Below are 25,804 nucleotides of genomic sequence, written 5' to 3' on the forward strand. Positions count from 1 at the left end.
TGTCAGCCGCGCAGGCCGATCGTGGGAAGGCGCGCCGCGGCGTCCGCGTGGCCGGCCAGGAAGTCGAGGCTTTTCGTCAGCGGCATGGGCCGGGCGATAGCATAGCCCTGGACTTCGTCGCAGCCCATCTGCGCCAGGAACGCGTATTCCTCGCGGGTTTCAACCCCTTCGGCCAAGGCCGCGATGCCCAACCGCTCGGCCAGGGCCAGGATCGCCAGGATCATCCGCTGCTGGCCGTTGTCGATGTCGCAGGCGGTGACAAAGCTGCGGTCGATCTTGATGCGGTTGATGCCGAACTGTCGGATCGCGTCCAGGCTGGCATAGCCGGTGCCGAAATCGTCCAGGTCGATCTGGCAGCCTGCCTCGGCCAGCTTGCGCAGGTTCTCGCGGGTCTCTCCGCTGCTGGTGACGGGGCCGACGCTTTCCAGTACCTCGACCACCAGGCGGCGTGGAGAGATCTCGTGGCGATCCAGCTCCCACAGCAGGCAGTCGGCAAAACCGCGGTCCGACAGTTCGCAGTTCGAGATGTTGATCGACACGGTCGGCACGTCGAACCCGGCCTTGTCCCAGGTCTTCAGCGCGGCCATGGACTGCGCCAGCATGAACAGCGTCAGGGTGTTGTGATCGGCAGGCGACATGTGCGGCAGGAACACCCCCGGGGCAAGGATGCCGCGGGTCGGGTGGTTCCAGCGGGCCAGCGCCTCGAACCCGGTGATCTGGCCGGAATTGCAGCACACCTGCGGCTGGAACCATGCCTCCATCTGCGCCGCGACCACGGCGTCGCTGACGGTCGCGATCAGGCCCGGCCCGGACAGGGCAGGGTCGTAGGGATAGAGGCGCAGCTGGCCCAGGGCGCAATCCTCGACCAGGTTCATCCGCTGGCGGGCATTGTCGACCAGCGCGGTGATTGAGGGCAGGTCGGGGGTCGTGGCGTGGATCAGAACGCCGGTCATCACCGGGGTGAGCTGCTGGCCCGACAGGGCGACGGGCGTCTGTCCCTGCTGGTGCAGCCTGCGCGCGACCTGCAGCGCGTCGCGGTCGGTCCGGTCGCGCAGCACGAAGGCGAACAGGCCGGGCGCCAGCACCTGCACCGGATCATAGGGACGCACCGCGCCACCCAGGGTCATCGACAGCTGCACCATCAGGTGCCCCATCGCGGCCTTGTCCAGGATGTTGCCCAGGGCTTCGGTGTTCTCCAGCCGCATCAGCAGCAGGCTGCGGGACAGGTCCTGACCCCGCTTGGCGCCGCCAAGCAGCCTGCGGAGGGGCGAGAACAAGCGGTTCGCATTCTTTGACATACCGGACCTTTCACGGAATCACCGGGGTCAGGAATAGATCAAATTGCTTGTCGTACCGTTAATGTTCCCTGGCCAGATCGCGCAGGATCGGCGGAAGGGCGGGCTTATCACCCTGTTCGGGCGGGAAAATCGCGGAAAAATCGAATAGTTCAGTATCCAGCAGGTGCGACGGCCGGACATTCATCAGCGACCGGAACATCACCTGCCGTCGTCCGGGCGTACGCGCCTCCCATTCGTCCAGCATGCGTTTCACCTGGACGCGCTGCAGCCCTTCCTGGCTTCCGCACAGATCGCAGGGGATGATGGGATAGTTCATCGCCCGCGAAAATCGGTCGCAATCGTCCTCGGCCACATAGGCCAGCGGGCGCAGGACGGTCAGGTCGCCATCCTCATTCAGCAGCTTCGGCGGCATGGTGGCCAGGCGACCGCCATGGAACAGGTTCATGAAGAACGTCTCCAGCATGTCGTCGCGGTGATGGCCCAGCACGACGGCGGAACAGCCCTCCTCGCGCGCGATGCGGTACAGGTTGCCGCGGCGCAGACGCGAACACAGCGCGCAATAGGTGCGGCCTGCCGGGACCTTCTCCTTCACGATGGAATAGGTGTCCTGGTATTCGATCCGGTGCGGCACGCCGCGCGCCTTGAGGAACTCGGGCAGCACCGTGGCCGGAAAGTTGGGCTGCCCCTGGTCCAGGTTGCAGGCCAGCAGCTCGACCGGCAGCAGGCCGCGCCACTGCAGCTCGTGCAGGATCGCCAGCAGGGTATAGCTGTCCTTGCCGCCCGATAGGCACACCAGCCAGCGGTCGCCGGGGCGGACCATCGCGTAATCCTCGATCGCGGCGCGGGTCTCGCGGACCAGCCGCTTGCGCAGCTTGCGGAACTCGGTCCCCTGGGGGGCGCCCGCGAACAGGGGGTGGATCTCGGTGGTGTCAGCGTCGTCCAGCATCGCGGGCCCTTTCATTGTCGGGATCGGCGCCGGGCACCGGGTCATAGCCGTGCCCGCCCCAGGGATGACAGCGCCCGATGCGGCGCAGGGCCAGCCAGCTGCCGCGCAGGGCGCCGTGGCGGGCCAGCGCATCCAGCGCATAGGCCGAACAGGTCGGCTGGAACCGGCAGCCATGCCCGACCCAAGGAGAGGCCAGCAGCCGATAGCCGCGCACCGGCAGCGCGACAAGGCGCGCCAGCGGGCTCATGCGTGGATCTTGGCCATGGCGCGCGCGAAATCGCCCTGCAGATCGGCAAAGGGCCGGGCGATGGTCGCTTCGGGGCGTCCGACCAGGACATAGTCCCATCCGGCATGACCCAGATCGCCCAGCCCAAGGCGGGCGACCTCGCGCAGGCGCCGCTTGGCGCGATTGCGGGCCACGGCATTGCCGATCTTCTTGGAGCAGGTAAATCCGATCCGTGCCGGGCCGTCATCGTCCCGCCTGCGGGCCTGCAGCAGGAAGCCCGGCATTCCCTGACGGCGCGCACGGGCGGCGGCCAGGAAATCGGCGCGTTTCTGCAGGACGGGCGGCATGCGAAATGCCGCCGTGCCGACATCCCTTGGCTGAACTTCAGCAGGATGGGGCAGAGGCGGCATGTCGAAAGCCTTTACGTGGCGGTCGTGACCGCCGGCAGGATCACGAATGATCAGGCCGACAGACGCTTGCGGCCCTTGGCGCGGCGGCGGTTCAGCACCAGACGGCCGCCTTTGGTGGCCATGCGGGCGCGGAAGCCGTGACGGCGCGCACGAACGAGGTTCGACGGTTGGAAGGTGCGCTTCATGATCAGTCTCCGGGTCGGTTCTTGCGGGGCGGATCGGGACGGGGCAGATTGCAGAAGACTGCCCTGCGCCACGACGCCGGTTGTTCGAAGCCCGCTGGATAGTGGACCCGCAGGCCCACGTCAACCATCCAAACCGGTAAATCACGGGCCAATCGGTCCGGGAACCGGGTCACGATCACATTCGTTTGATGTGCAAACCCGCAATCGCTTGGCTGACAAGTCCGGCCCGCGACACCATAACCCGGACACGATGCGACTGAACACGATCTCTGGCCGATTCGCCGCGCTGACAACCATGTTCGTCATCCTGGCAGAGCTGTTCATCCTGCTGCCATCCTTGGCGGGCTTCCGGCTGGACTATCTGGAGAGCCGGCTTGAACGGGCGCAGATCGCCAGCCTGGCCCTGCTGGCCACCGACGAATCGATCGCCCTGGATCTGGAGGCCGAGCTGCTGCAGACGGCCGGCGTGTTCAACGTCGTGCTGCGGCGCAACGACGTGCGCCAGCTGGTCCTGTCGTCGCCCATCCCGGGCCCGATCGCCGCGACGTATGATCTGCGGTCCGAAGGTGTGCTGCACACGATAGGCGATTCGCTGCGGGCGTTGGCCGACCGACAGAATCGCGTGATCCGCGTCATCGGCGCACCGGTGAATCAGGCGGGCCAGCTGATCGAGATCACCATGGAGACCGCGCCCCTGCGTCAGGCGATGATCGACTACGGCCTGCGCCTGCTGGCGGTATCGGCCGCGTTCTCGATCCTGACGGCGGTCCTGCTGTTCACAGCCGCGCAACGGATGATCCTCGTGCCGATCCGCCGCGTGATCACCCACATGTCCGCCTATGCCAGCGCGCCCGAGGACAGCCGCCACATCATCATCCCCGACGCGCGCCTTGCGGAACTCCGCGAGGCCGAGACCGCCCTGCAGTCGATGCAGCAGACCGTGACATCCTCCCTCAAGCAGAAGGAGCGCATGGCACAGCTGGGCCAGGCGATCGCAAAGATCAGCCACGACCTGCGCAACATCCTGACCACCGCACAGATCTTTGCCGACCGTCTGGAGGACAGCGCCGACCCCAAGGTGCGCCGCGCCGCGCCCAAGCTGGTCAATTCGATCACCCGCGCCGTGAACCTGTGCGAGACGACGCTGGCCTTCGGCAAGGCCGAGGAGCCTGCGCCGACGCTGTCACGCTTCAACCTGGCGCAGCTGGCCGCCGAGGTGATTGAGGCCGAGACCCTGGCAGGGGAGGCGGCAGGGCGGGTCGAGTTCCTGACCGACATTCCCCCCAGCCTTGTGATCCGCGCCGATCGCGATCAGCTGTACCGCGTGCTGGCCAACCTGGCCCGCAATGCCCGCCAGGCGATCGAGGCGACCGGCGGCCCCGGCACGGTCGAGATCGGCGCCGGCGAGGCAGAGAGCGATTGGTGGATCAAGGTGTGCGATTCGGGACCGGGCCTGCCGGACAAGGCGCGCGAATACCTGTTCAAGCCCTTCACAGGCAGCACGCGCCGCGGGGGCACGGGCTTGGGTCTGACGATCGCGGCCGATCTGGTGCGTGGGCACGGGGGCCGGCTGATCCTGCTGCGCAGCGATGCCGAGGGCAGCCAGTTCTGCATCCACATCCCCCGCGGGATGGCCGATCTGTCGGTCCGCGCCGATGCTGCGGCGCGCTGAAGGACAATTTGCCAAAAAGGAGTCATCTTTTTGTCTTTTCGCCCTTGCATCCCCCCGGCGTGGCCGCTAATTCCCACCGCATGTTGCACCCGTAGCTCAGCTGGATAGAGCACCAGACTACGAATCTGGGGGTCGGGCGTTCGAATCGCTCCGGGTGCACCATTTTTCCTTTCGTGAATACCAAGCAAAATTTCCGTTTGTATCACGGCTTTGCCTTTTTGGTGGTCCAGCTTCCCCGCCCGCTCCTTCCTGTTCCGCCAGTGGCGAAGCCATCCCTGCGTTTCACTTTGGATGACCTGATGTCATTCGAAGGGCAAAGCAGGGTGGGCGCAGCCCGACCTGCGGCCGGACGGTGATCTGACACACGGGGCTGGAGCGGTGAAATTGGGAGGGACCCGCGCGCTTGCGCGTGGGAGGAACCGGATCTCTCCGTGGAGGCTGACTGTTGATTTCCACCCAGAACTGAGCCGGGTTTTCCATCGAGAAGTGAGCCACCTCTGATTATGGATATAGGGTCATAGAGGGGTCAAGGTATGGTTTGTCTCCTTCTTTTTCGTGGCCGCTGCGGCTGAGCTTGCCTTGAACCTGAAGCTGTCGTTTCCGGTCTCCAGGATGTGGCAACGGTGGGTCAGGCGATCGAGCAGTGCGGTGGTCATCTTGGCGTCGCCGAAGACCGTGGCCCATTCGCTGAAGCTGAGATTCGTGGTGATGACCACGCTAGTGCGCTCATAGAGTTTGCTCAGCAGATGGAAGAGCAAAGCGCCGCCTGATGCACTGAAGGGCAGATAGCCCAGCTCGTCCAGGATCACGAGATCGAGGCGGCTGAGACTTTCGGCAATCTGTCCGGCCTTCCCCCTTGTCTTCTCCTGCTCGAGGGCATTGACCAGTTCGATAGTCGAGAAGAAGCGGACCCGCCGGCGGTGCTGTTCGATGGACTGAATGCCCAATGCCGTCGCCACATGGGTCTTTCCGGTCCCTGGGCCACCGATCAGCACAACATTCTGCGCACCCTCCATGAACTCGCCGCAGTGCAGCTGACGCACAGTCGCTTCATTGATCTCGCTGGCGGCGAAGTCGAACCCCGAGAGGTCCTTGTAGGCGGGGAAGCGCGCCGCCTTCATGTGATAGGCAATGGAACGGACCTCGCGCTCGGCCAGCTCCGCTTTCAGCAACTGAGCCAGGATCGGCACAGCAGCGTCAAAAGCAGGCGCCCCCTGTTCGATGAGGTCAGTGACCGACTGCGCCATCCCATGCATCTTCAGACTGCGGAGCATGATGACGATGGCACCGCTGGCGGGATCATGACGCATGACGGCCACCTTCGGTCTGGCTGCGCAGACTGTCGTAGCGCTCGACATTGGCCGATGGCTCGCGCCGCAGGGCCAGCGCCTGCGGGGTATCCAGGGGCGGCCCGCCAACCACCTTCCCATCGATCAAGCGGTGCAGGAGATTCAGTACATGGGTCTTGGTCGCCACGCCCTCGGCCAGGGCCAGCTCCACCGCCGTCAGCACGGCCTGCTCGTCATGCTGCAGAACCAGGGCGAGGATATCGACCATCTCACGATCGCCGCCCGGCTTGCGTATCATTTGGCCCTGTAGTTGCCTGAAGGCAGGCGGCAATTCCAGGAAAGGTGCGCCATTCCGAAGCGCTCCGGGCTTGCGCTGAAGGACAGCCAGGTAGTGCCGCCAATCGTAGATCGTCCGCGGCGGCAGCTGGTGGCTGCGTTGAATCACGCGAGGATGCTCGCACAGGATGTTACCCTCGGCCGCCACGACAAGTCGGTCCGGATAGATCCGCAAGCTGATGGGACGGTTGGCGAATGACGCGGGAACGCTATAGCGATTGCGCTCGAAACTGATCAGGCAGGTGGGCGAGACGCGCTTGCTCAGCTCGATGAAGCCGTCAAAGGCCACCGGCAACGGCATCAAGGCAGCCCGTTCTTCGGCCCAGATATCAGCGATCGTGCCAGGCCGCGTCCCATGCGCCGTGCTTTTCCACAGCTCCAGACAATGCTGTTCCAGCCAGACATTCAACGCGGCGAGGTCTGCGAAGTCAGGCATTCCATGAAGCAACTGGTGACGGGAGTCCCGCACGTTCTTCTCGACCTGCCCTTTCTCCCAACCCGCTGCCGGATTGTAGAACTCGGGCTCGAAGACGTAGTGGTTCGTCATGGCGAGGAAGCGCATGTTGACCTCTCGTTCCTTGCCGCGGCCGACACGATCCACTGCCGTCTTCATGTTGTCGTAGATGCCCCGGGCAGGCACGCCACCAAAAACCCGGAACCCGTGCCAGTGGGCGTCAAACAGCATCTCGTGGGTCTGCAGCAGATAGGCGCGCAGCAAAAAGGCCCGGCTGTGCGACAGCTTGATGTGGGCCATCTGAAGCATGGGTCACGCTCTCCACCCAAAATGGCGAAGTCGTCGCTCCAGTCGAACTGGAAGGCCTCGCCCGGACTGAAGGACAAGGGGACAAAGGTCCCCCGTCCTGCCGTCTGCTGCTCACGCTGACGGTCCGCGCGCCAGTCCCGCGAAAAGGCGGCCACGCGGTTGTAGGATCCGGTGAAGCCGAGCTTGACCAGATCGGCGTGCATCTGCTTCAGCGTTCGTCGCTGCTTGCGCGGCTTGCCGATCTCCGTCTTCAGCCAGCCGGCCAGCTTCTCCGAGAAGGGGTCAAGCTTGCTTGGACGTTCCGGCGCCGCAAACTTTGGCTCGATCGTGTTCGCCGCCAGATGCTTTGACACGGTATTGCGCGAAAGACCCGTGCGCCGAGCGATCTCGCGGATCGACAGCTTCTCGCGCAAGTGCATGCGTCGGATGATGTTCAAAAGCCCCATGTGGATCACTCCGTTACCCCCGCCGCTGACCGCTATGGGGGAAGGTTCACATGGCTCACTTCTCAGTGGAAATTATGCGCTTACCCGGCTCAGTTCTGGGTGGAAATCAACACTCTACAAAAGCCGGGCAAGTCCAATGATCTGATGTGCTGCTTCAGTAGGTAGTCACGATAAAGTGATAATCAGCGTCTTGCGAAGATTCCAGATATTACAACCCAGGAGTGCGTAGAGTTTAAATTGCTCACCTTTAAGAATTTCTGCACTGTCTGCAATTATTTTATCTAAACATTTCGGTACGTTTCACCTCCGTTTCAGCGATAATTCACGTTGGTGAGAGGCGACGTGTCCTTAGCAGATTTCGTTCGCTCTGAACGTATCACTGCTAGAGTTGCAGCCCATCTCGACTGGAACCGTACCGTTCGGTTCTTTCTTGGTCATGCATCTTCGCGTACATAATGTGGTAATGAAGGTTAACAGGGTCGCCGTCGCGGTCCTGCACTTGGCCCCTGCAGTATTTGCGCACGGGCCCCGATCGGAGCGAGGCCAGACCATGCGACACGGCATCCGACCCCATCCCCCGTGCCCGCACTGGCCGATCGCTTACTGACCCCTGAAGGGTGCCTTCGGGCGCCCCGGCAATTCCGATTACCTGATTGGCCCCCAGAGCTGTTCTGCGGGGACGGACCTCTTACGCCCCTGTTCCAAGGAGACGCCCATGCCCGTCCTTACCCAACTTGAAGGCACGACCATTACCGGAACCGTCGACTCTCCGGTGGTGACGCTGCCGCCCACCTCCGTGCTGAATGATTTCGGCGCCGGCCAGTCCTTTGACGGCTATCGCGTCCAGGACGATGAGACCGGACCGAACACCGTTACAGCCGGTGAGTTCCTGACGCCGATCATCGATGGAGAGCCCCTGCCGGGCACGTATCTAGGGTCCGGCGTCCTGTCGACAGCGGCCGCCAATATCGGTCAGCTGTCGGGTGCGTTGACCAACGGCGTCCGCCTGCAGGTAAATCCAGTGGACGTCGACTATTTCCGCGACAATGACGGCAACGTGTATTTCATCAGCGATCAGCCCCTGACCGCAGACCGCCTTCAGGCGACCCTCACTGTTCGGGTCCTTGGTGTGAACACGACCGTGACGGTTCCGCTCAACGAGGTGAACCAAACCATTGCAGGGCTGGACCCGACTGGGGCTCTGCGTGCCGCGCTGCCGCAGGTCACAGGATTGACCCAGCAGGTGCTTGATACCGCCGTGATCAACACCACGATCAGCGGTGACGGGACGCTCGTGCTGGCGGATGACGATATCGAAATCGTGTGCTTTGCCGCCGGCACCCTGATCGACACGCCGGATGGGCCGGTGGCCGTCCAGACCCTTCGCCCGGGCGATCTGGTCATGACGCGCGACAACGGGGCGCAGCCGCTGCGCTGGACGGGATCGCAGCGCCTGTCCGCGGTGGCGCTGGCGCGCAATTCGCGCCTGACGCCGGTCCGCATCGCGGCAGGTGCCCTAGGCATCAACACACCGTCCCGGGATCTGATCGTCTCTCCCCAGCATCGGGTGCTGGTGCGGTCCCGGATCGCGCAGCGCATGTTCGGTACGTTCGAGGTGTTGGTCGCCGCCAAGCAACTGCTGTCGCTGGACGGGTTCGAACTGGCCACCGATCTGGCCGAGGTCGAATATTTCCACATCATGTTCGACCGCCACGAGGTAATCCGGTCCAACGGGGCGGATACCGAATCGCTCTATACCGGCGTGCAGGCCCTGCGCATGGTCGGCCCGGCCGCACGGCAGGAGCTGCTGACCCTGTTTCCGGACCTGATCGATGCGGGTCGCGCGACCCTTCCTGCACGCGATCTTCCGCAGAACAGGATGGTGCGCAAGATGGCCGAACGCCATCAGCGCAACGCCTGCGCACTGGTGGGCTGAACCGCCGGCGCGACAGCAAGAAGGCCGCCCGTCACGGGCGGCCTTTTCGATTCAGGCCCGTCGTGCCTTGCGGGCACGCTGCCAGGGGGCGCCGTGCTCCAGCCACAGGGCCGACACCCACCACAGCGCCACGCAGGCCCACAGATCGACCGCAAGACGCCGCCAAGTGGGCTGGTCCGCGGGGGTCATCTGGAACGCGTCGCCCAGCACCGACAGCAGCACGCAGGCCACGAAGGCGAACAGTCCGCCCTTGCCGATCTGCTGCAATGCGACGCCGGGGCGGGTGGCCGCCAGCCATTCCATCGGCCGTGCCAAAGGGACCGAGACCAGCCACGCGGCGGCGACGATCGCCAGATAGCGGGTGCCGTCCAGGCTCCATTTGTCGATGGTGCCATAGACCTGCATCAGCGCCTGGCGGAAAGCCAGCGCGGGCTCTCCGATCCGGGCGCCGATGACGATGGCGCTGCCGAAGGCGAACATGCCGATCGCCAGCACCGTCAGCACGTGCCGCCACGGCCACAGAACCGCCATGATCGTCTGGCGATAGAGGCCGATCGCCGTACCTGTATAGAACAGCATCTGCCAGCCGAACGGGTTGAACAGGAAGCCGTTCTCGGTCCGGTGGTTCGGGATCATCGCGTTCAGTTCGGGCGCGTGCCACCACAGCAGGACCGACCCCAACGCCACGATCAGCGGCCAGCGCAGCATCAGCGGCACCACGACCACCGAAAGGGTGATCAGGATCACGTAGACGGCCAGCACATCGATGATGTTGGGTTGGACCCAGAAGGTGGCGACCGTGCCGACGAAGCCCAACGGGTTCTCCAGGATCCAGATCGCGTACTGATTCCAGATCGCCGTGTGCGGACGATCCAGCGCCAGCAGGGCCGCCGACAGCAGCGCCATCAGCACTGCGCCGATCAGCATGGCGCGCCAGACCTCGAACGCGCGGCGGGCGAACCGGCGCTGGGCCATGCGGCGTCCCTCGCGAGTTTCGACGCTGCGCCAGACGAGGCCTACCAGGAAGCCGGACAGCAGCACGAACATCTCGGACGCATCGAAGATCGAGAAGTTCGGCAGCGTCGTCCCCCGCAGGACCGAGATCGGCATGTGGTTGATCATGATGCTGACCAGCGCGTAGCCGCGCAGCATATCCAGCGCAATCAGACGGTTCATGCGGGCAACCGGCTCCACCGGGTCAGGAGGGCCGGATCCAGCAGCATGGCGTCCGTTTCGGTGCGATCCATGTCGTCAAGGGCGGCGACCTGTCCGTTGGCATGCTCGATCTTGGCGCCGGCGGTGATCCGGGCCAGGCGGACCGCGCGGGGCAGGTCGTCGGGCAGGGGGGCCAGCATCGCGACATGGCGCGCCAGCAGGTCGGCGTCGGACCCAAGCCGCAGCAGGCTGTCACGCCCGGTCATGGCCTGGGGCAGGGACCGGCTGATGGCCGCGGCCTCGGTCAGGATGGCGGGGGGATCGCGTTCCTCGGGGGTGACCAGCAGGCCGCGCAGACGTGCCCACCGGCCGAAGACCGGGCTGGCCGACAGGCGCGAGGTCAGCGGCGACAGGATAAGCCCCGCCAGGATCGGTGACAGCCAGATTAGCTGGGCAGGAGAGAAGGTCGCCAGCACGATCAGCGTGCCCAGGCCCAGGACGACATGCGCCCAATGGTGGCGCAGCACCACGCCCCAGGACGGCATCGATCCGGCGCGGGTCTGCGCGTTCCAACCGCTGTCGCGGCCCGACAGGATCTCGAAGATCTGGCGGGTCTGGACCAGCATCTGCACGGGCGCGATCAGCGCGGACAGGACCGTCTCGAAGATGGCGCTGGCAAAGATGCGTACGCGGCCGCCGGAGTTGCGCGCCAGGGGACGCGCCCAGGCCCGGAAGGTCGCGATGAACTTGGGCAGAAGCAGCAGGCCCATGGCGATGGCGAACAGCCACAGCATCCGGCGGCTGTCGAAGACCGGCCATTCGGGGAACAGCTGATAGGCGTTGGGGAAATATTCCGGCGTCGACAGCAGCACGGTGGCCGACAGGACCAGACCCACCAGGATCAGGGCCAGCCACAGCGGGCTCATCAGAAAGCCCATGATGCCGATGATCATGTGCGCCCGGCTGACACCGCGCAGGCCCTTGACCCCCAGCAGGCGGGAATGCTGCAGGTTGCCCTGCGCCCAACGGCGTTCGCGCACGGCCATGTCCAGCAGCGTGGGCGGGCATCCCTCATAGCTGCCGCGCAGGTCGTGATCCAGGCGCACGGCCCATCCGGCCCGGCACAGGGCGGCGGCCTCCACGAAGTCGTGGCTGAGGATGGTGCCACCAAAGGGCGGATTGCCGGGCAGGCGGGGCAGGCCGCAGGCCTGGGCAAAGGCGCTGACGCGGATGATCGCGTTGTGACCCCAGTAGTTGCCGGTATCACCCGACCACGCGGCCACGCCGCGCGCGATCATCGGGCCATAGACGCGACCCGCGAACTGGGTCAGGCGGGCAAAGATCGTCTCTCCGCCGACCAGCATGGGCATGGTCTGGATCAGGCCCGCCTGGGGGTCCGCCGACATGCGCGCCGACAATGCGCGGATGGTGGCGCCCGACATCACGCTGTCGGCGTCCAGCACGACCATCTGGTCATAGCGTCCGCCCCATTGGCGCACGAATTCCGCCAGGTTGCCGGACTTGCGATCGTCGTTGGACAGGCGGCGGCGATACCACAGGGGCAGCGGCGACAGGGCGCGGGCGCGGTCGATCACCAGCGTCTCGTTGACGGCGATGGCGGGGTCGCGGGTGTCCGACAGCACGAAGATCTCGGTCCGGTCGGCCATGCCCTCGGCCTCCAACTCTCGGGCGAGGGCGACCAAAAGGCCCGTGCTGGTCGCGACATCCTCGTGATAGATCGGCATGACGACGACGACGCGGGCATCGTTCGGCCCATCCGGCGTGGTCAGGCGGGGGGCTAGGAACCCGGCCAGCGTCCCGCAGAACGAAAAGCCCACCCAGGCAAAGGTCGGCACGAACAGCACCAGCAGCGCGATCTGCATCGGCGTGGGATCGGCGCCGAAGGCCGCCAGCATCTGCGAAAAGCCCACGACGGCCAGGACCGCGGTGCCGCCAAAGGCGATCAGCCGCGCCAGCCAGACGCGAAGGCTGTTCATGCGCCGCGTGGGCCCCGCCTGCGGGTGGCGCGCGAAATCCTGCACGGGCATCGTCAGCGGCGCCAGAGGCGGCACAACGGGTGCCACGGCCGGCGCGTCGGAACGACCGGCCGTCGTCATGTCATGGTCCATGGTCATGCCGTCCAGCGCGTCAGCCAGGTCTCGCTGAGGGCGAGGCCGTCGGGATCGGTCAGCAGCGCGCTGAGTTCGGACAGCTGCGTCCGCCCCGGTTCGAATTCGAATGCCAGACGCAGCACGCCCTGTTCCGGCAGCGGTTTCAGATAGGCATGCGCGATCCGGCCCTCGGACGCGCTGACCTGATAGTTGGGCAGCGTCTCGCGGAACATGCCAAGATCGAAATCGATGATATAGCTGCGCGTCGTCTCGACATTGATCGACCGGCCGGACCGCACCTGCCGGACCTTGGCCAACGGCAGGTTGCTGGGCGGCAGCCCCGCAAAGCTGAGGCGATAGCGGAACTCGGTCCGCTCTCCGCCGGGGATCGTGTCGGAGGGCAGCCAGTAGCTGACGATGTTGTCGTTGAACTCGTTCTCGACCGGGATCTCTATCAGGCGCACCTCGCCCGCGCCCCAATCGCCCTCGGGCTCGATCCAGGCGGAGGGACGCAGATGGTACATCGCCTCGGCATCCTGATAGGTCTCGAAGTCGCGGGGCCGCTGGACCAGGCCAAAGCCGCGCGGATCGGTGTCGACGAAACTGCTGATCTGCAGGTTGCGCGGCGACATCAGCCCGCGCCACAGCGACTGGCCCGCACCGGTCTGCATCTGCAGCCCGTCGCTGTCGTGGCAGGCGGGGCGATAGTCGTCGACGACCCGGCGGCTGGCCGGGCTGAACCAGAACATCGACGTCAGTGGCGCCAGGCCCGTCTCGCGCAGATCGACGCGCGGGAACAGCGCGACGCGGGTCCGCACCATGGTCACTGCGCCGGGCGTCACGTCGAACTGGAACGCTGCCGCGACCGACTTGCTGTCCAGGATCGCATAGATGCGGACGCTTTCCGCGCCGGGCTTGGGCTCGACGATCCAGAAATCGGTGAACAGCGGAAATTCCTCGCCGTCGGGGCTGCCGGTCTTGATGGCCAAGCCACGCGCGGACAGGCCGTACAGCGTGCCGCGTGCCACCGCGCGGAAATAGCTGGCGCCCTGAAAGACGATGAACTCGTCCATGACGCCGGGGCGGTTCAGCGGCGTGCGCATCCGGAACCCGGACCAGCCCATGTTGCCGATCGTGTTCAGGTCCGGGCCGTCGGGGAAATAGCGTTCGTCGAATTCCAGCAGCGCCGGGTCGAACGGGATCGGCCGGGTGACGCCGTCGCGGACCAGGTTGATCTGCACCGGTTCATAGAAAATCGAACCGGGCGACAGCAGATCCACCCGGAAGGTCGCGTTGCCCGCCAGCGGGTCCTGGTCGCGGCGGAAACGGATGCCGCGATACTGGTCATAGTCCAGGTTGGCAAAGCTGCCGACCAGTTCCGCGACCGGCTGGACGTACAGGCGCGCGGACCGTTCCTGCGCCAGCGTCGCGACCTGTTCGAAGTCGAAGGGCTGCGGGGCAGGGGGCCCGAAGGCTGCGGGGTCCACGCCTTCGGCAGGCGCCTGGGCCTGTGCCGGGACCGCCATCAGCGATCCACCGGCAGCCAGGGCGGTGGCAGCATTGAGAAATTGACGACGTTTCATATCCGGGGATGTCTCGACAAGGATAAGCGAATATACGCGGCACGCCGCAGTGCAGCAAGCGTGCCGGGCGGTTTGCTCGCTTATCGGCCGATATGGGCCCGCCGGGCAAGCAGGAATCGGCCTTATCGGTTCATTGTCGTGCAAGCCAGGCCGTCACGGGGCCGCGCACGCTGGTCAGGCCCTCGGCCTCGGCCTCCTCGATGACGCGGGCCAGCTCGACGATGCTGATGCGCCGGATGAGGTGCTTGACCGGTCCGATCGACGCCGGCCGCATCGACAGGCGGTGAATGCCCAGGGCCGCAAAGACCAGCGCCTCGACCGGCCGCCCGGCATCCTCGCCGCAAAAGGACAGCGGCACGCGGGCATCGGCGCAGCGCGCGATGATCTGGCGCAGCATCGACAGGAACGACACGTTCAGCGTGTCATAGCGGCGGCGGACCCGCTCGTTCTCGCGGTCGGCGGCAAAGAAGAACTGCTTCAGGTCGTTGCCGCCGATCGAGATGAAGTCGCACATCTCGAAGAACCGCTTGGGTGCGAAGGCCAGGGACGGCGTTTCCAGCATGGCGCCGACGCGGATGTCGCTGGGCATGGAATGCCCCAGGCGCTGTTCGCGCGCCATCTCCTGCATCAGGATGCGGTGCGCGGCCTCGTATTCCGTGATGTCCGCGATGAAGGGGAACATGACGTGCAGGGGCCGGCCCACGCTGGCGCGGATCAGGGCCTGCAGCTGCATCCGCAGCACGCCGCGCTTGTCCAGGCCCACGCGGATCGCGCGCCACCCCATCGCGGGGTTCGGTTCGTCCTGCGGCTTCATGTAGGGCAGAACCTTGTCCGACCCGATGTCCAGCGTGCGGAACATCACCGGTTTGCCCTGGGCGTTGTCCATGACGCGCGCATACAGACCGGCCAGCTCGGCGCGCCGGGGGACGTGGCTGCGGACCAGGAACTGCAGTTCAGTCCGGAACAGGCCCACCCCCTCGGCGCCCGACCCCTCCAGCGAGGGCAGGTCGGCCATCAGGCCTGCGTTCATGAACATCTGGATGGTGGTGCCGCAGGTGCCCGTGGCGGGCTGGTCCCGCAGGTCGGCATAGCGGTCCTGCGCCTCGGCCTGCATGGCGATCTTGTCCAGGAACGCCTTGTGGACGGTTTCCTCGGGGCGCAGGTGGACGACGCCCTGATCGCCGTCGACCAGGATCGGGTCGCCGTTCAGCGCCTCGGTGGTGATGCGGGTGGCGTGGATGACCAGCGGAATGGCCAGCGCGCGGGCGACGATGGCCGCGTGGCTGCCGACCGATCCCTCCTCCAGCACGACGCCCTTCAGCCGACGCCCGTATTCCAGCAGTTCGGCCGGGCCGATGTTGCGGGCGACCAGGATCGGGCGTTCGGGCATCTCGGCGCCGGTGTCGTGTCCCTGTCCGGTCAGGATGCGCAGCAGGCGGTTGGACAGGTCGTCCAGATCGTGCAGGCGGTCGCGCAGATAGGGGTCGGCGGCCATCTCCAGCCGGGCGCGGGCGCCGGACTGCTCCTTCTCCACCGCGGCCTCGGCCGAAAGGCCAAGGCGGATGTCCTCCTCCATGCGCTTCAGCCAGCTGCGCGAATGGGCGAACATCCGATAGGTCTCCAGGACCGCGGCATGATCGCCGTCGCCCATGTCGACCGCGCCCAGCATCCTGTCGACCGTCTCGCGCAGGGTCTCCACGCCCTCGTGCAGGCGGGCCAGCTCCTTGTCGGGGTCGTCGCCAACCGGGTTGGCGATGACCACACGCGCCTCATGCAGCCAGACGCGCCCCTCGGCAACGCCCTCCTGCCCGGTGGCGCCGCGCACCAGAAGCGGAAAGCGGTGTGCCAGCGGCAGGCTGTCGGACTGGCTGCCCTGGAACGCGCCCAGTTCGGTCATCTCGGCCAGGACCATGGCCACGACCTCCAGCCCATAGACCTCGTCCTCGGAGAACTGCCGGGCGGTCGCGCATTGCACGACCAGGACGCCAAGCCGTTCCCCGACCCGCTGGATCGGCACGCCCAGGAAGGCGGGAAAGACCTCCTCCCCGGTCTCGGGCATGAAGCGGAAGCCGGGCTGGGCGGGGGCGTTCGCGGTGTTCACGTTGCGCCCGGTTCGGGCGACGCGGCCGACCAGACCCTCGCCCAGGCGCAGCCGGGTCTGGTGGACGGCCTCGGGGCGCAGCCCTTCGGTGGCGCACAGTTCCAGCGTGTCGGCATCGCGGAACAGATAGATCGAGCAGACCTCGGTGCCCATCGAATCGGCGATGTGGTGGGTGATCTGGTCAAGCCGATCCTGCCCACCGCCCGCCGCGGCCAAGATTTCCTTGAGCCGCTTCAGCAGCTTGCGAGAGTCGCTGTCGGTGCGATCCTGCATCGCCTGCCCCGCCTTCTGCCGTTACGCGTGTCCCCGACCGGGGAACCAACCAGAGGGCGTTATGCCTTCTCCAGTTCGAAGGCATCATGCAGCGCCTGCACGGCCAGTTCCATGTATTTCCGATCGATCAGCACCGAAATCTTGATCTCGGAGGTGGAGATGACCTTGATGTTGACGTTTTCATCGGCCAGCGCCTTGAACATGCGGGCGGCGACGCCAGCATGGCTGCGCATGCCGATGCCCACGACGGACACCTTGGCGACCTCGGTGTCGACGACCAGTTCGTCATAGGCGATGTGGCCGGCCTGGCGGGCCTCCTCCATCGCACGCTTGGCGCGCTCGACCTGGTTGATCGGCACGGAAAAGGTCATGTCGGTCACCGAACCCGGGTGATCGTCATAGTCCTTTTCTGAGATGTTCTGAACGATCATGTCGACGTTCACGCCCGCATCGGCCAGCGGCGCGAAGATCGCGGCCGAGATGCCGGGACGGTCCTCGACCGTGACCAGGGTGATCTTGGCCTCGTCGCGCGACGAGGCGACACCGTTGACGACTTTCGATTCCATGATTTCATCCTCATCGCAGATCAGCGTGCCGGAATTTTCGTCGGTATCCTCGAACGAGGACAGCACCCGCAGGCGCACCTTGTAGCGCATCGCAAGTTCGACCGACCGCGTCTGCAGCACCTTGGCGCCAAGGGATGCCAGCTCCAGCATCTCCTCGAAGGCGATGCGGGGCAGCTTGCGCGCGCGCGAGGTGATGCGGGGATCGGTGGTATAGACCCCGTCTACGTCGGTATAAATGTCGCAGCGTTCCGCATCGAAGGCGGCGGCGAACGCCACCGCGGTCGTGTCCGATCCGCCGCGGCCAAGCGTGGTGATGCGGCCTTCGGGCGACAGGCCCTGAAAGCCCGCGACCACGGCGACCTTGAAGCCTTCGGCGAACTTCTGGTCCAGGTTCTTGCGCGGGATGTCCACGAAGCGCGCGGCCGAATAGGCGGCGGTCGTGTTGATCGGCACCTGCCAGCCCTGCCAGCTGCGTGCGGGCACGCCCATCTCCTGCAGGGTCAGGGACATCAGGCCCGCGGTCACGTTCTCTCCGGAACTGACCACCGCGTCGTATTCGCGCGCGTCGAACAGCGGAGAGGTCTGTTCGACCCATCCGACCAGTTCGTTCGTCTTGCCGGACATGGCGCTGACGATGACGATCACGTCATAGCCCCGCTCGACCTCGCGCTGCACCTTGCGGGCGGCGTTCTTGATCCGGTCCAGATCGGCCACCGAGGTGCCGCCGAATTTCATTACCAGAAGCGGCATCAAGGGCCTCCAGCCAAAGGATGTGCGTCGGCGGGGCTTTTAGGGGCGGTGCGCGCGAACCGCAAGGGGCGGCGCTAGTTCGTCTTGGGACGCGGGACGAAGGGCAGGGGGGCCACGGGAACGCCGTCCTCGATCAGCCTGCGCGCATCCTCGGGGCGGGCCTCTCCATGGATGGCGCGGGCGGGCCGCGTGCCCTCGTGCATCGCGCGGGCCTCCTCGGCGAAGGACAGGCCGACATAGTCGGAGCTGGTCTCGATCTTGCGGCGCAGCGCCTGCAAGGCGGCCTCGGCCGGGTTTCGCGGGGCGGTCAGGGTCTTGTCGCTGACCGCCGGGGCCATCAGCGCCCGGTCGACCTTGGTCGCGCCGCAGACCGCGCAGCCGACCTGACCCGCATCCCGCATCGCCTCGAACCCGTCCGAGGACCGGAACCAGCCGTCGAAATCATGCCCCTGGTCGCAGCGCAAGGCATAGCGGATCATCGCAACAACTCCTGTCAGATGATCCCTATATCGGGTCCGCCGGGGGCGCGTGCAAGATCGTCCAGCCGCGCGATCAGCACCGCAGGATCGCCCGCCCGGTCCACCAGCACGGCCCGCGCCGCGCGGCCCATCGCACGGGCCTCGTGGGGCGTGTCGGTCAGCCGCGACAGGGTCGCCGTCAGATCGCCTGCCGGTCGCGCCGCGCCGTGCCCGTCCAGCGCATCGAAGGCCTCGACGAAGTTGCCGACATGGGGGCCGTGGATCAGCGCGCAGCCATGGGCCGCGGGCTCCCACGGGGTGTGGCCGCCATGGTCCTGCAGGCTGCCGCCGATGATGCAGATCCCGGCGCGCGCGTACCAGCGCGCCATCTCTCCCAAGGTGTCGGCCAGCAGTACGCCGCCCGACGGCGCATCGTCCGCGCCCGCGCTGCGGCGCGCGAAGGACAGGCCGCGCGTCGCGATCAGTGCCGCGATGGCATCGCCCCGGTCGGGATGGCGCGGCGCCAGGATCAGGCGCAGGTCGGGCCGGGCATCCCGCAGCGCGGCAAAGGCGTCCAGCACCGGCCCGTCCTCGCCCTCATGCGTCGATGCCGCCAGGATCACCCGGTCGCGGGCCGCACTGTCCGGGGGCACGGGCTGCGCCGCCGGGGCCAGCAGCTTGAGGTCCAGCCGCGGCAGCAGCGCGCGGTGCGGCAGGCCCAGGTTCAAAAGGCGCGCCTCGCTGCCCTGATCCTGCGCCGACAGGGCCGCGACGCGTCCCAGCATCGGCCCGATGATGCGCGGAAACCGCGCCCAGGTGCCCGCCGACCGTTCCGACATGCGCGCCCCAATCATCGCCTGGCGGATGCCGCGTTCGGCCAGCAGGCGCGACCGCAGCGGCCAGAACTCTCCCTCGACGGTGATCGCCAGCGTGGGGCGCGCGGCATCCAGGAACCGGGCCAGCGCGCCGGGCAGATCCAGAGGCGCCAGCCGCGCGGCCAAGCCCCAGTCCTGCGCCAGTGCGCGGCCCGTCTCGCTGTTGGTGGTGACCGTCAGGAGGTGGCGGGCGGCGAGTGCCTCGATCACCACGCGGGCCGAGGTCAGCTCTCCGACGGATGCGGCATGCAGCCAGATCGCGGCGGGGCCGGGCGCGCCCGTGCAGACCAGACGCTCACGCAGCGCCCGCGATCCGCCCAACCGCGCGCGCAGGCACAGCGCGGCCTCGGCGATGCGGGTCGTGGCGTCATAGATCATGCAGGAAGGTCCCCTCGGTCAGGATGAGGTGGAGGCGGGTACCGGAATCGAACCGGTCTTCACGGATTTGCAATCCGGTGCGTAACCTCTCCGCCAACCCGCCGCCGTCGAGAGTGGCCGTGTCCTAGCGGATTGCCGCGACCCTTGCAAGACGCGAAGCGCGGGGCCGATGTCCTGCGTTGCCCAACTGCGGGAAACATGGCAATAGTCGGCCAAACAGGTCCAGCAGAGGTTCCCCGACATGAGCGATTTCGCCGCGCGCCGCACGACGATGGTGGACACGCAGGTGCGCACCAGTGACGTCACCAAGTTCCCGGTGATCGACGCGATGCTGACCATTCCGCGCGAGGAGTTCGTTCCCGCCAGCCGCCGCTCTGTCGCCTATTCCGGCGAGAACCTGGACATCGGCCACGGCCGCGTCCTTCTGGAGCCGCGGACTCTGGCCAAGATGGTCGATGCGCTGGACATCCAGCCCGACGAGCTGGTCTTGGACCTGGCCTGCGGCTACGGCTACTCGGCCGCCGTCATGGCCCGCATGGCCGAGGCCGTCGTCGCAATCGAGGACGACGCGGAACTGGCCTCCGAGGCCGAACAGCGCCTGTCGGAGGCGGGCATCGACAACGTCGCCGTCCTGCACGCCCCCCTGACCGAAGGCGCGCCCAAGCAGGGCCCTTATGACGTGATCCTGATCGAGGGCGCGGTCCAGGACATCCCCGCCGCCATCGTCGAGCAGCTGCGCGAGGGCGGCCGCGTCGCCGCCCTGTTCGTCGAGGGCGCGCTGGGCGTCGCCCGGATCGGCACCCGGCAGAACGGCCAGCTCAGCTGGCGCTATTCGTTCAATGCAAAGGCGCCGATGCTGCCCGGGTTCGGCCTGCAACGCGGATTCGCACTGTGACCCCGCTTGCGCGGTTCGCAGGGGGTGCGCTGCTGGCCTTGGCCGCGGCACTGCCCGCCCGCGCCGAATCGCTGGCCGACACCATGGTGGCGGCCTATCGCCATTCGGCGCTGATCGAACAGAACCGCGCCGTCCTGCGCGCCGCCGACGAGGATGTCGCGGCCTCCGTCGCGGCCCTGCGCCCGGTCGTCGAATGGGTCGCGCGCCAGTCCGCCTCGCGGACCGAGGGGGGTACGACCGTGCGGTCGACCTCGCTGTCCCTTGGCGCGCAGCTGACGCTTTATGATTTCGGACGCTCGCAGCTGGCCATCGACGGGGCCAAGGAACAGGTCCTGGCCACGCGACAGGCGCTGGTGGGGGTCGAACAGGATATCCTGCTGGCCGCGACCGTCGCCTATTTCGACGTGCGCGAGGCCATCCAGCAGGTCGGGCTGCAGGAAAACTCGGTCGACGTCCTGTCCAGCGAGCGCCAGGCTGCGCAGGACCGATTCGACGTGGGCGAGATCACCGTGACCGACGTGGCGCTGGCCGATGCGCAGCTGGCGGCGACCCGTGCCGCGCTGGCTGCCGCCAACGGCCAGCTGGAGATCGCGCGCGAGGCCTATCTGGCCGTGACCGGCCGCCAGCCGGGTCGCCTGGACGCGCCGCCGCCGCTGCCCAACCTGCCCGCCACCCTGGACGAGGCACGCCAGATCGCACAGCGCACCCACCCCGCCATCGGCCAGTCGCAACGCCAGGCCGCCGCGGCCGAGATCGGCGTGGCCGCCGCCGCCGCCGAACGCAACCCGACCCTGTCGGGCACGGCCAGCGTCGGCGTGACCCGCGCGCCCGAAGCCAGCCTGGGCGGCCGCTATGGCAGCCGCAATTCGTCGTCTGTGGGGCTGGAACTGAGCCAGACCCTGTATTCGGGCGGGCGCCTGTCGGCCGCGCATCGCCGCGCGATGGCACAGCGCGACCAGGCGCGTTCGGCGCTGCTGAACACCGCGCGCCAGATCAGCCAGCAGGTCGGAGAGACCTGGGCGAACATCGCCGTCGCCCGCGCGCAGATCACCGCGATCAACCAGCAGATCTCGGCCGCGCAGCAGGCCTATGACGGCGTCCGCGAGGAGGCGCTGCTGGGTGCGCGGACCACGCTGGACGTGCTGGACGCCGAACAATCGCTGCTGGAGGCGCGGGCCGACCGGATTTCCGCGGAATCGAATCTGCAGTTAGCTCATTATCAACTTCTGGCTGCTATGGGTCTGTTGACGGTAGAAAACCTGCAACTGGGGATACCCACCTATGACCCATCGCAATATTACAATGCTGTGCGGGACGCGCCCGCAACCAGCAAGCAGGGCGAAAGCCTGGACCGCGTGCTGCGCGCCATCGGCCGGAACTGATCCGGCCCCGGCGGTGCGCCATGACTGAGGCGCGCCGCATGACCCCCGTCGAGGATTCGGCGACCGACACCCCCGCACCGCGGCGCAGCACCGCCAAGGCCGCTGCGGCGCCCAAGGCACCCCGCAGCCGCAGTGCCAAGGCCGATGCGGCCGCCCCCGCCACCAAGCCTGCCCGTGCCAAGGCCCCCCGCGCTAAGGCCGACCCGGAGGCCAAACCCGCCCGCGCGCGCACCCGCAAGGTCGTGCAGGCGCAGCCCGCTCAGGTCGTCACCCTGCCGGTCCTGACCCAGGATCAGCCGATCGGTCAGGCCGCCCAGGAAATCGCCCGCATCCGTGCCGAAATGCAAAGCATCCGGCACATGATCGACGGCCAGCCCGTGACTCACAGCGACGCGCGCACGATGCTGCACCGCCTGTCTCAGGATCCGACCCCGCGGGGTTTGCTGGCGGGCAGCACGGCTTCGGTCATCCAGCTGGCCCCGCATCTGCGCAGGGCGGTCGCGGATCTGCCGGACGACGGCGTCCCGCCGTCGCGGCCCCGGCGCGCGACAGGCAAGGCCCGCGGCAGGGCGGCAGTGGCGCTGGCCCTGCCTGACGCAATCGTCGAGGCGCCCATCGCCGATGCCCTGACCGAGGAGGTCGTGGTGCCTGCCGTGGCACCGGCGGTCATCCCGGCCGCAGCGGCGCCCCGGTCCCGTATCGCACGGTTGCTCTCTGCGTGGGGCGACTGGCTGCTGTGGCGCCTGCTGCCGCCGGCGATGCCCGCCCAGGCATCCGCACAGGATGCCGCCATCGGTCCTGCGCAGGTCCGCGGATCAGCGACCGCCGATGTCGTCCCTGCGCCGCAGGCCCATGCGCCCGCGGGCGACGGTCCCGACCGTCCGCAGGCGCACGATGCCGCCGCACTGTCGCATCTGCCGGTCGCACAGATCGTCGCCCAGACCGTCGCGCAGATGATGGACGACAAGACCATGCGCGCCCACCTGCAGGAGATGATCCGCGAGGAGCTGGAGGGAGAGATGGGCGCCCGCTTTTCGGGCAACCTGCGTGCCGTGGTGCGACGCGAGATCGCCACGGCACTGGACGAACGGCTGACGCATCTCTGATCCCCGTCCGGGGATCAGTTCAGGTACCGCTCGGGGTCGACGCTTTCGAACCCCCGGCGGATCTCGAAATGGACGAAGCCCGCGTCGCCCGCCTGGCCCAGGGATTGTCCCGCGCTGACGCTGTCGCCCTTGGCGACGGCAACATCGCCCAGGTTGGTATAGACGCTCATCAGGTCGCCCTCGTGGCGGACCACGATGATCGGCGTGCCCGCGCTGTCGCGGGTGATCGCCGCCACCTGGCCGCTGCCTGCCGCTGTGACCGCTGTGCCGCCCGAGGCCGCGATGTCGATCCCGTCGTTCTGGCCCTTTTCATAGACCCGGATGATTGACCCCTGGACCGGCATGCGGAACTGGCCGCCGCCCGATGCCGCGGTCCGCGTGGATCCCAGGTCGGTTTGGGGCGTATCTGGCGCGGGGGCGCCCGCGGGTGGCGTCTCCTCGGCGGGCAGGGGACGCGTGGCCGAGGGCGGGGTCGGGGTCGGGCTGCCCGCGCCGGGGGCGGTCGTGGCCAGCCTGTCGGGTTTCTGGCCGGGCTGCGGCACCAGAAGACGCTGGCCGGTCCGCAGGCTCATGTCGGCCGGCAGGCCGTTCCAGCTTGCCAGATCTTGGACGCTGACGTCATAGCGACGCGCGATGGCCCAGGCCGTCTCTCCGGCGGCGACGACATGTTCGCCCGGGTTTGCAGCGGCGGCAGGGGCCGGGGCGGCGCGTCGCGCCGTGGGGCTGGCCGGGGCGCTGCCGGCAAAGGGGTCGGTCACGATCGCCGTGCCGCCACCGGTCGCGGCCCCCGCGGGCGCACCGGCGGCGACCTGCGTCGGCAGGACCAGGACTGCACCCGCCAGCAGGGGCGCGTCGGCAGGCAGGGCGTTATGGGCGGCCAAAGCCGCCGCATCCAGCCCAAGCCGGGCGGCGATCGATGCAGGCGTGTCGCCCGCCTGCGCGACCGCGACTTGGCCGCTGGAAAAGCTGATGACGCCGCGTGCGTCGGGCGCCGGACGGGGTGCCGCGGCTGCGGCCGCGGGGGCGGTGTCCATGCCCCCGATCAGCCCGCGCAGGTCGGGGTCGAAACTGCCGTCCGGCCCGCAGGCCGTCAGCGCCAGCACGGCCAGCATGGCGCAGCCGGTCCGAATATCACGTCTTGTCATGGTCCTGTCCTCGGCCTGCCTGATGGTGGCCGGGGGTCATGTCTGGCCCAACCCCTCGACCAGCGGAACGAACCGCACCTGCCGCAACTCGTCGTAATCGAAACCCTCTTGGGTCCGCGTCACGCGGATCAGGGTCTGGACCGCGTCCGACTGTCCGACAGGCACCACCATGATACCGCCGATCTTCAGCTGTGCCAACAGGGGCCCGGGCGGATCCTCGGCCGCGGCGGTCACAAGTATGCGGTCGAAGGGGGCCTGGTCGGGCAGGCCCCGCGATCCGTCGGCCACCTGCGCGATGATGTTGTAGAGGCCCAGTTCGCGAAAGATCGCCTCGGCCTCGTGGACCAGGCGGCGGTGGCGGTCGACGGTGTAGACGCGCCGGCACAGCCCCGACAGGACCGCGGCCTGGTATCCCGAACCGGTGCCGACCTCCAGCACGGTGTCGCGGGGACCGACGTCCAGGGCCTGGGTCATCAGGCCGACGACCGAGGGCTGGCTGATCGTCTGGCCGCAGGGGATGGGCAGGGGGGTGTCCTCATAGGCGCGGTCGGCGAACTGGCCGCGCACGAACAGGCCGCGGTCGATCCCCTCCATCGCGGCCATGACCCGCGGATCGGTGACCCCGCGGGACCGCAGCTGAAAGACGAACCGCATCTTGCGTTCCGCGTCGTCGTCCTCGTCGCTCATTCGGCGGCCCGTGCCAGCGGATCGTCCAGCGCTGCCGCCAGTCGGTCCAGCGACGCATGGCAGGTCAGGTCCGCCCGCATCGGCGTGACCGAGACGAACCCCTCCATGTTGGCGGCCACATCGGTCCCGTCGCGCGCCGGCGCCTGCTGCGACCCGCCCGCGATCCACATGAACCGGCGCCCGTTCGGCGCGCTGTAGGGCTGGGCGGCAAAACGCGATCCCTGGCGCTGGCCCTGGGGTGCGACGCGCAGGCCCCGGACCTCCGCGGCCGGGACCGGCGGAAAGTTTACGTTGTAGAACAGGCGGAAGTCGGCATCCGTCGACCAGTCGCCATGATCCAGAAGGCGGCGGATCACCGCGGCTCCATGGGTGCGCGCGCCTTCGAAGGGGTCGGCAAGGTCCGCGGTGCGCGGGCCCAGGTACTGCGACAGCGCGATCGCGGGCAGGCCCTGCAGCGCGGCTTCCATCGCGCCGCCGATGGTGCCCGAATACATGGCATTCTCTCCGGCATTGTTGCCGCGATTGACGCCCGACAGCACCAGGTCGGGGGCCACGCCCACGATGTCGCCCAGTGCCGCCAGAACGCAGTCGGCTGGGCTGCCCTCGGCGGCATAGCGGCGTTCGGCCAGGCGCGCGACCATGGTGGGGTGGGTATAGCTGATGCAATGGCCCACGCCCGACTGCTCGAACGCGGGCGCGACGGTCCAGACCTCGCCATGCGGGCCGGCCAGTTCGGTGGCGATCTGGTGCAGCACCTCCAGGCCCGGGGCGTTGATCCCGTCGTCATTGGTGATGAGAATGCGCATCCTGTCCCCTGTTCCGGCTGACCGCG

At 67.4% G+C, this 25,804-nt stretch carries 21 protein-coding genes, 2 tRNA genes and 1 pseudogene; 6 read left to right on the top strand and 18 right to left on the bottom strand.

The window, feature by feature from the left end:
• Positions 1-2: 2 nt before the first annotated feature.
• The 5 genes from EOJ32_RS05695 to rpmH are packed head-to-tail and all read right to left on the bottom strand — an operon-like array spanning position 3 to position 3,065.
• Positions 3-1,298, bottom strand: a complete 1,296-nt coding sequence (locus EOJ32_RS05695) for an EAL domain-containing protein (protein WP_127897956.1) — start codon at positions 1,296-1,298, stop codon at positions 3-5.
• 58 nt (positions 1,299-1,356) lie between these two features.
• Positions 1,357-2,244 (bottom strand): tRNA 2-thiocytidine(32) synthetase TtcA, encoded by an 888-nt coding sequence (gene ttcA / locus EOJ32_RS05700; RefSeq protein WP_127897957.1) that lies wholly within the window; start codon positions 2,242-2,244, stop codon positions 1,357-1,359.
• Complete coding sequence (yidD, locus tag EOJ32_RS05705; RefSeq protein ID WP_127897958.1) at positions 2,228-2,491, bottom strand: membrane protein insertion efficiency factor YidD; 264 nt, start codon at positions 2,489-2,491, stop codon at positions 2,228-2,230. Before yidD ends, ttcA begins: the two co-directional genes overlap by 17 nt.
• Entirely contained in the window at positions 2,488-2,880 is a 393-nt protein-coding gene (gene rnpA, locus EOJ32_RS05710; RefSeq protein WP_127897959.1) for a ribonuclease P protein component, read from the bottom strand. The genes yidD and rnpA overlap by 4 nt, the downstream gene beginning before the upstream one ends.
• Before the next feature lie 50 nt (positions 2,881-2,930).
• On the bottom strand, positions 2,931-3,065 hold the full coding sequence (gene rpmH, locus EOJ32_RS05715; protein WP_042247969.1) for a 50S ribosomal protein L34: 135 nt from the start codon (positions 3,063-3,065) through the stop codon (positions 2,931-2,933).
• Positions 3,066-3,315: 250 nt separating this feature from the next.
• Between rpmH and EOJ32_RS05720 the strand changes: the two genes are divergently transcribed.
• On the top strand, positions 3,316-4,737 hold the full coding sequence (locus tag EOJ32_RS05720; protein ID WP_127897960.1) for a HAMP domain-containing sensor histidine kinase: 1,422 nt from the start codon (positions 3,316-3,318) through the stop codon (positions 4,735-4,737).
• Between the two features lie 85 nt (positions 4,738-4,822).
• Positions 4,823-4,899: transfer RNA gene (locus EOJ32_RS05725), tRNA-Arg, on the top strand.
• A 353-nt stretch (positions 4,900-5,252) separates the two neighbouring features.
• Here the strand turns inward: EOJ32_RS05725 and istB are convergent.
• Together istB and istA are read right to left on the bottom strand one after the other, a co-directional pair.
• Positions 5,253-6,047 (bottom strand): IS21-like element helper ATPase IstB, encoded by a 795-nt coding sequence (gene istB, locus EOJ32_RS05730; protein ID WP_127897961.1) that lies wholly within the window; start codon positions 6,045-6,047, stop codon positions 5,253-5,255.
• Positions 6,037-7,571 (bottom strand): annotated as a pseudogene (istA, locus tag EOJ32_RS05735) (IS21 family transposase). The gene istB and the pseudogene istA overlap by 11 nt, the downstream one beginning before the upstream one ends.
• Positions 7,572-8,286: 715 nt before the next feature.
• Between istA and EOJ32_RS05740 the strand changes: the two are divergent.
• The gene (locus tag EOJ32_RS05740) at positions 8,287-9,507 is read left to right on the top strand and encodes a Hint domain-containing protein (RefSeq protein ID WP_127897962.1); all 1,221 of its coding nucleotides are present in this window, start codon (positions 8,287-8,289) and stop codon (positions 9,505-9,507) included.
• Positions 9,508-9,558: 51 nt separating this feature from the next.
• On the opposite strand, the gene opgC is transcribed toward EOJ32_RS05740, so the two are convergent.
• The 8 genes from opgC to EOJ32_RS05780 form a co-directional block, all read right to left on the bottom strand.
• On the bottom strand, positions 9,559-10,683 hold the full coding sequence (opgC, locus tag EOJ32_RS05745; protein WP_045981540.1) for an OpgC domain-containing protein: 1,125 nt from the start codon (positions 10,681-10,683) through the stop codon (positions 9,559-9,561).
• Positions 10,680-12,797 (bottom strand): glucans biosynthesis glucosyltransferase MdoH, encoded by a 2,118-nt coding sequence (mdoH, locus tag EOJ32_RS05750; RefSeq protein ID WP_127897963.1) that lies wholly within the window; start codon positions 12,795-12,797, stop codon positions 10,680-10,682. Before mdoH ends, opgC begins: the two co-directional genes overlap by 4 nt.
• Entirely contained in the window at positions 12,794-14,299 is a 1,506-nt protein-coding gene (locus EOJ32_RS05755; protein ID WP_239441280.1) for a glucan biosynthesis protein, read from the bottom strand. The genes mdoH and EOJ32_RS05755 overlap by 4 nt, the downstream gene beginning before the upstream one ends.
• Positions 14,300-14,486: 187 nt before the next feature.
• Entirely contained in the window at positions 14,487-16,730 is a 2,244-nt protein-coding gene (ptsP, locus tag EOJ32_RS05760; RefSeq protein WP_127897964.1) for a phosphoenolpyruvate--protein phosphotransferase, read from the bottom strand.
• 59 nt (positions 16,731-16,789) lie between these two features.
• Positions 16,790-18,046 carry an aspartate kinase gene (locus EOJ32_RS05765; protein ID WP_045981474.1) on the bottom strand — a complete coding sequence of 419 codons (1,257 nt, stop codon included), beginning with the start codon at positions 18,044-18,046 and terminating at the stop codon, positions 16,790-16,792.
• A gap of 74 nt (positions 18,047-18,120) precedes the next feature.
• Complete coding sequence (locus EOJ32_RS05770) at positions 18,121-18,525, bottom strand: DUF1178 family protein (protein WP_127897965.1); 405 nt, start codon at positions 18,523-18,525, stop codon at positions 18,121-18,123.
• Positions 18,526-18,539: 14 nt separating this feature from the next.
• Positions 18,540-19,757 (bottom strand): 3-deoxy-D-manno-octulosonic acid transferase, encoded by a 1,218-nt coding sequence (locus EOJ32_RS05775; protein WP_127897966.1) that lies wholly within the window; start codon positions 19,755-19,757, stop codon positions 18,540-18,542.
• Between the two features lie 29 nt (positions 19,758-19,786).
• Positions 19,787-19,860, bottom strand: a tRNA-Cys gene (locus tag EOJ32_RS05780).
• A 138-nt stretch (positions 19,861-19,998) separates the two neighbouring features.
• Here EOJ32_RS05780 and EOJ32_RS05785 point away from each other — a divergent pair.
• The 3 genes from EOJ32_RS05785 to EOJ32_RS05795 are packed head-to-tail and all read left to right on the top strand — an operon-like array spanning position 19,999 to position 23,140.
• The gene (locus EOJ32_RS05785) at positions 19,999-20,652 is read left to right on the top strand and encodes a protein-L-isoaspartate O-methyltransferase (protein WP_045981477.1); all 654 of its coding nucleotides are present in this window, start codon (positions 19,999-20,001) and stop codon (positions 20,650-20,652) included.
• The gene (locus EOJ32_RS05790) at positions 20,649-22,034 is read left to right on the top strand and encodes a TolC family outer membrane protein (protein WP_046000130.1); all 1,386 of its coding nucleotides are present in this window, start codon (positions 20,649-20,651) and stop codon (positions 22,032-22,034) included. Before EOJ32_RS05785 ends, EOJ32_RS05790 begins: the two co-directional genes overlap by 4 nt.
• A 20-nt stretch (positions 22,035-22,054) precedes the next feature.
• A complete protein-coding gene (locus EOJ32_RS05795; RefSeq protein WP_127897967.1) occupies positions 22,055-23,140 on the top strand; it encodes a hypothetical protein in 1,086 nt (361 codons plus the stop codon).
• Positions 23,141-23,154: 14 nt separating this feature from the next.
• On the opposite strand, the gene EOJ32_RS05800 is transcribed toward EOJ32_RS05795, so the two are convergent.
• From EOJ32_RS05800 to surE, 3 genes are read right to left on the bottom strand one after another with little or no spacing between them, the layout of a single operon-like run.
• Complete coding sequence (locus EOJ32_RS05800) at positions 23,155-24,285, bottom strand: M23 family metallopeptidase (RefSeq protein ID WP_205963181.1); 1,131 nt, start codon at positions 24,283-24,285, stop codon at positions 23,155-23,157.
• A gap of 36 nt (positions 24,286-24,321) precedes the next feature.
• Positions 24,322-24,972 carry a protein-L-isoaspartate(D-aspartate) O-methyltransferase gene (locus tag EOJ32_RS05805; protein ID WP_045981481.1) on the bottom strand — a complete coding sequence of 217 codons (651 nt, stop codon included), beginning with the start codon at positions 24,970-24,972 and terminating at the stop codon, positions 24,322-24,324.
• Positions 24,969-25,778, bottom strand: a complete 810-nt coding sequence (gene surE / locus EOJ32_RS05810) for a 5'/3'-nucleotidase SurE (protein WP_127897968.1) — start codon at positions 25,776-25,778, stop codon at positions 24,969-24,971. The genes EOJ32_RS05805 and surE overlap by 4 nt, the downstream gene beginning before the upstream one ends.
• Between the last annotated feature and the right edge of the window lie 26 nt (positions 25,779-25,804).

The organism is Paracoccus sp. Arc7-R13 (assembly GCF_004010775.1).
GTDB classification, from domain to species: domain Bacteria; phylum Pseudomonadota; class Alphaproteobacteria; order Rhodobacterales; family Rhodobacteraceae; genus Paracoccus; species Paracoccus marcusii.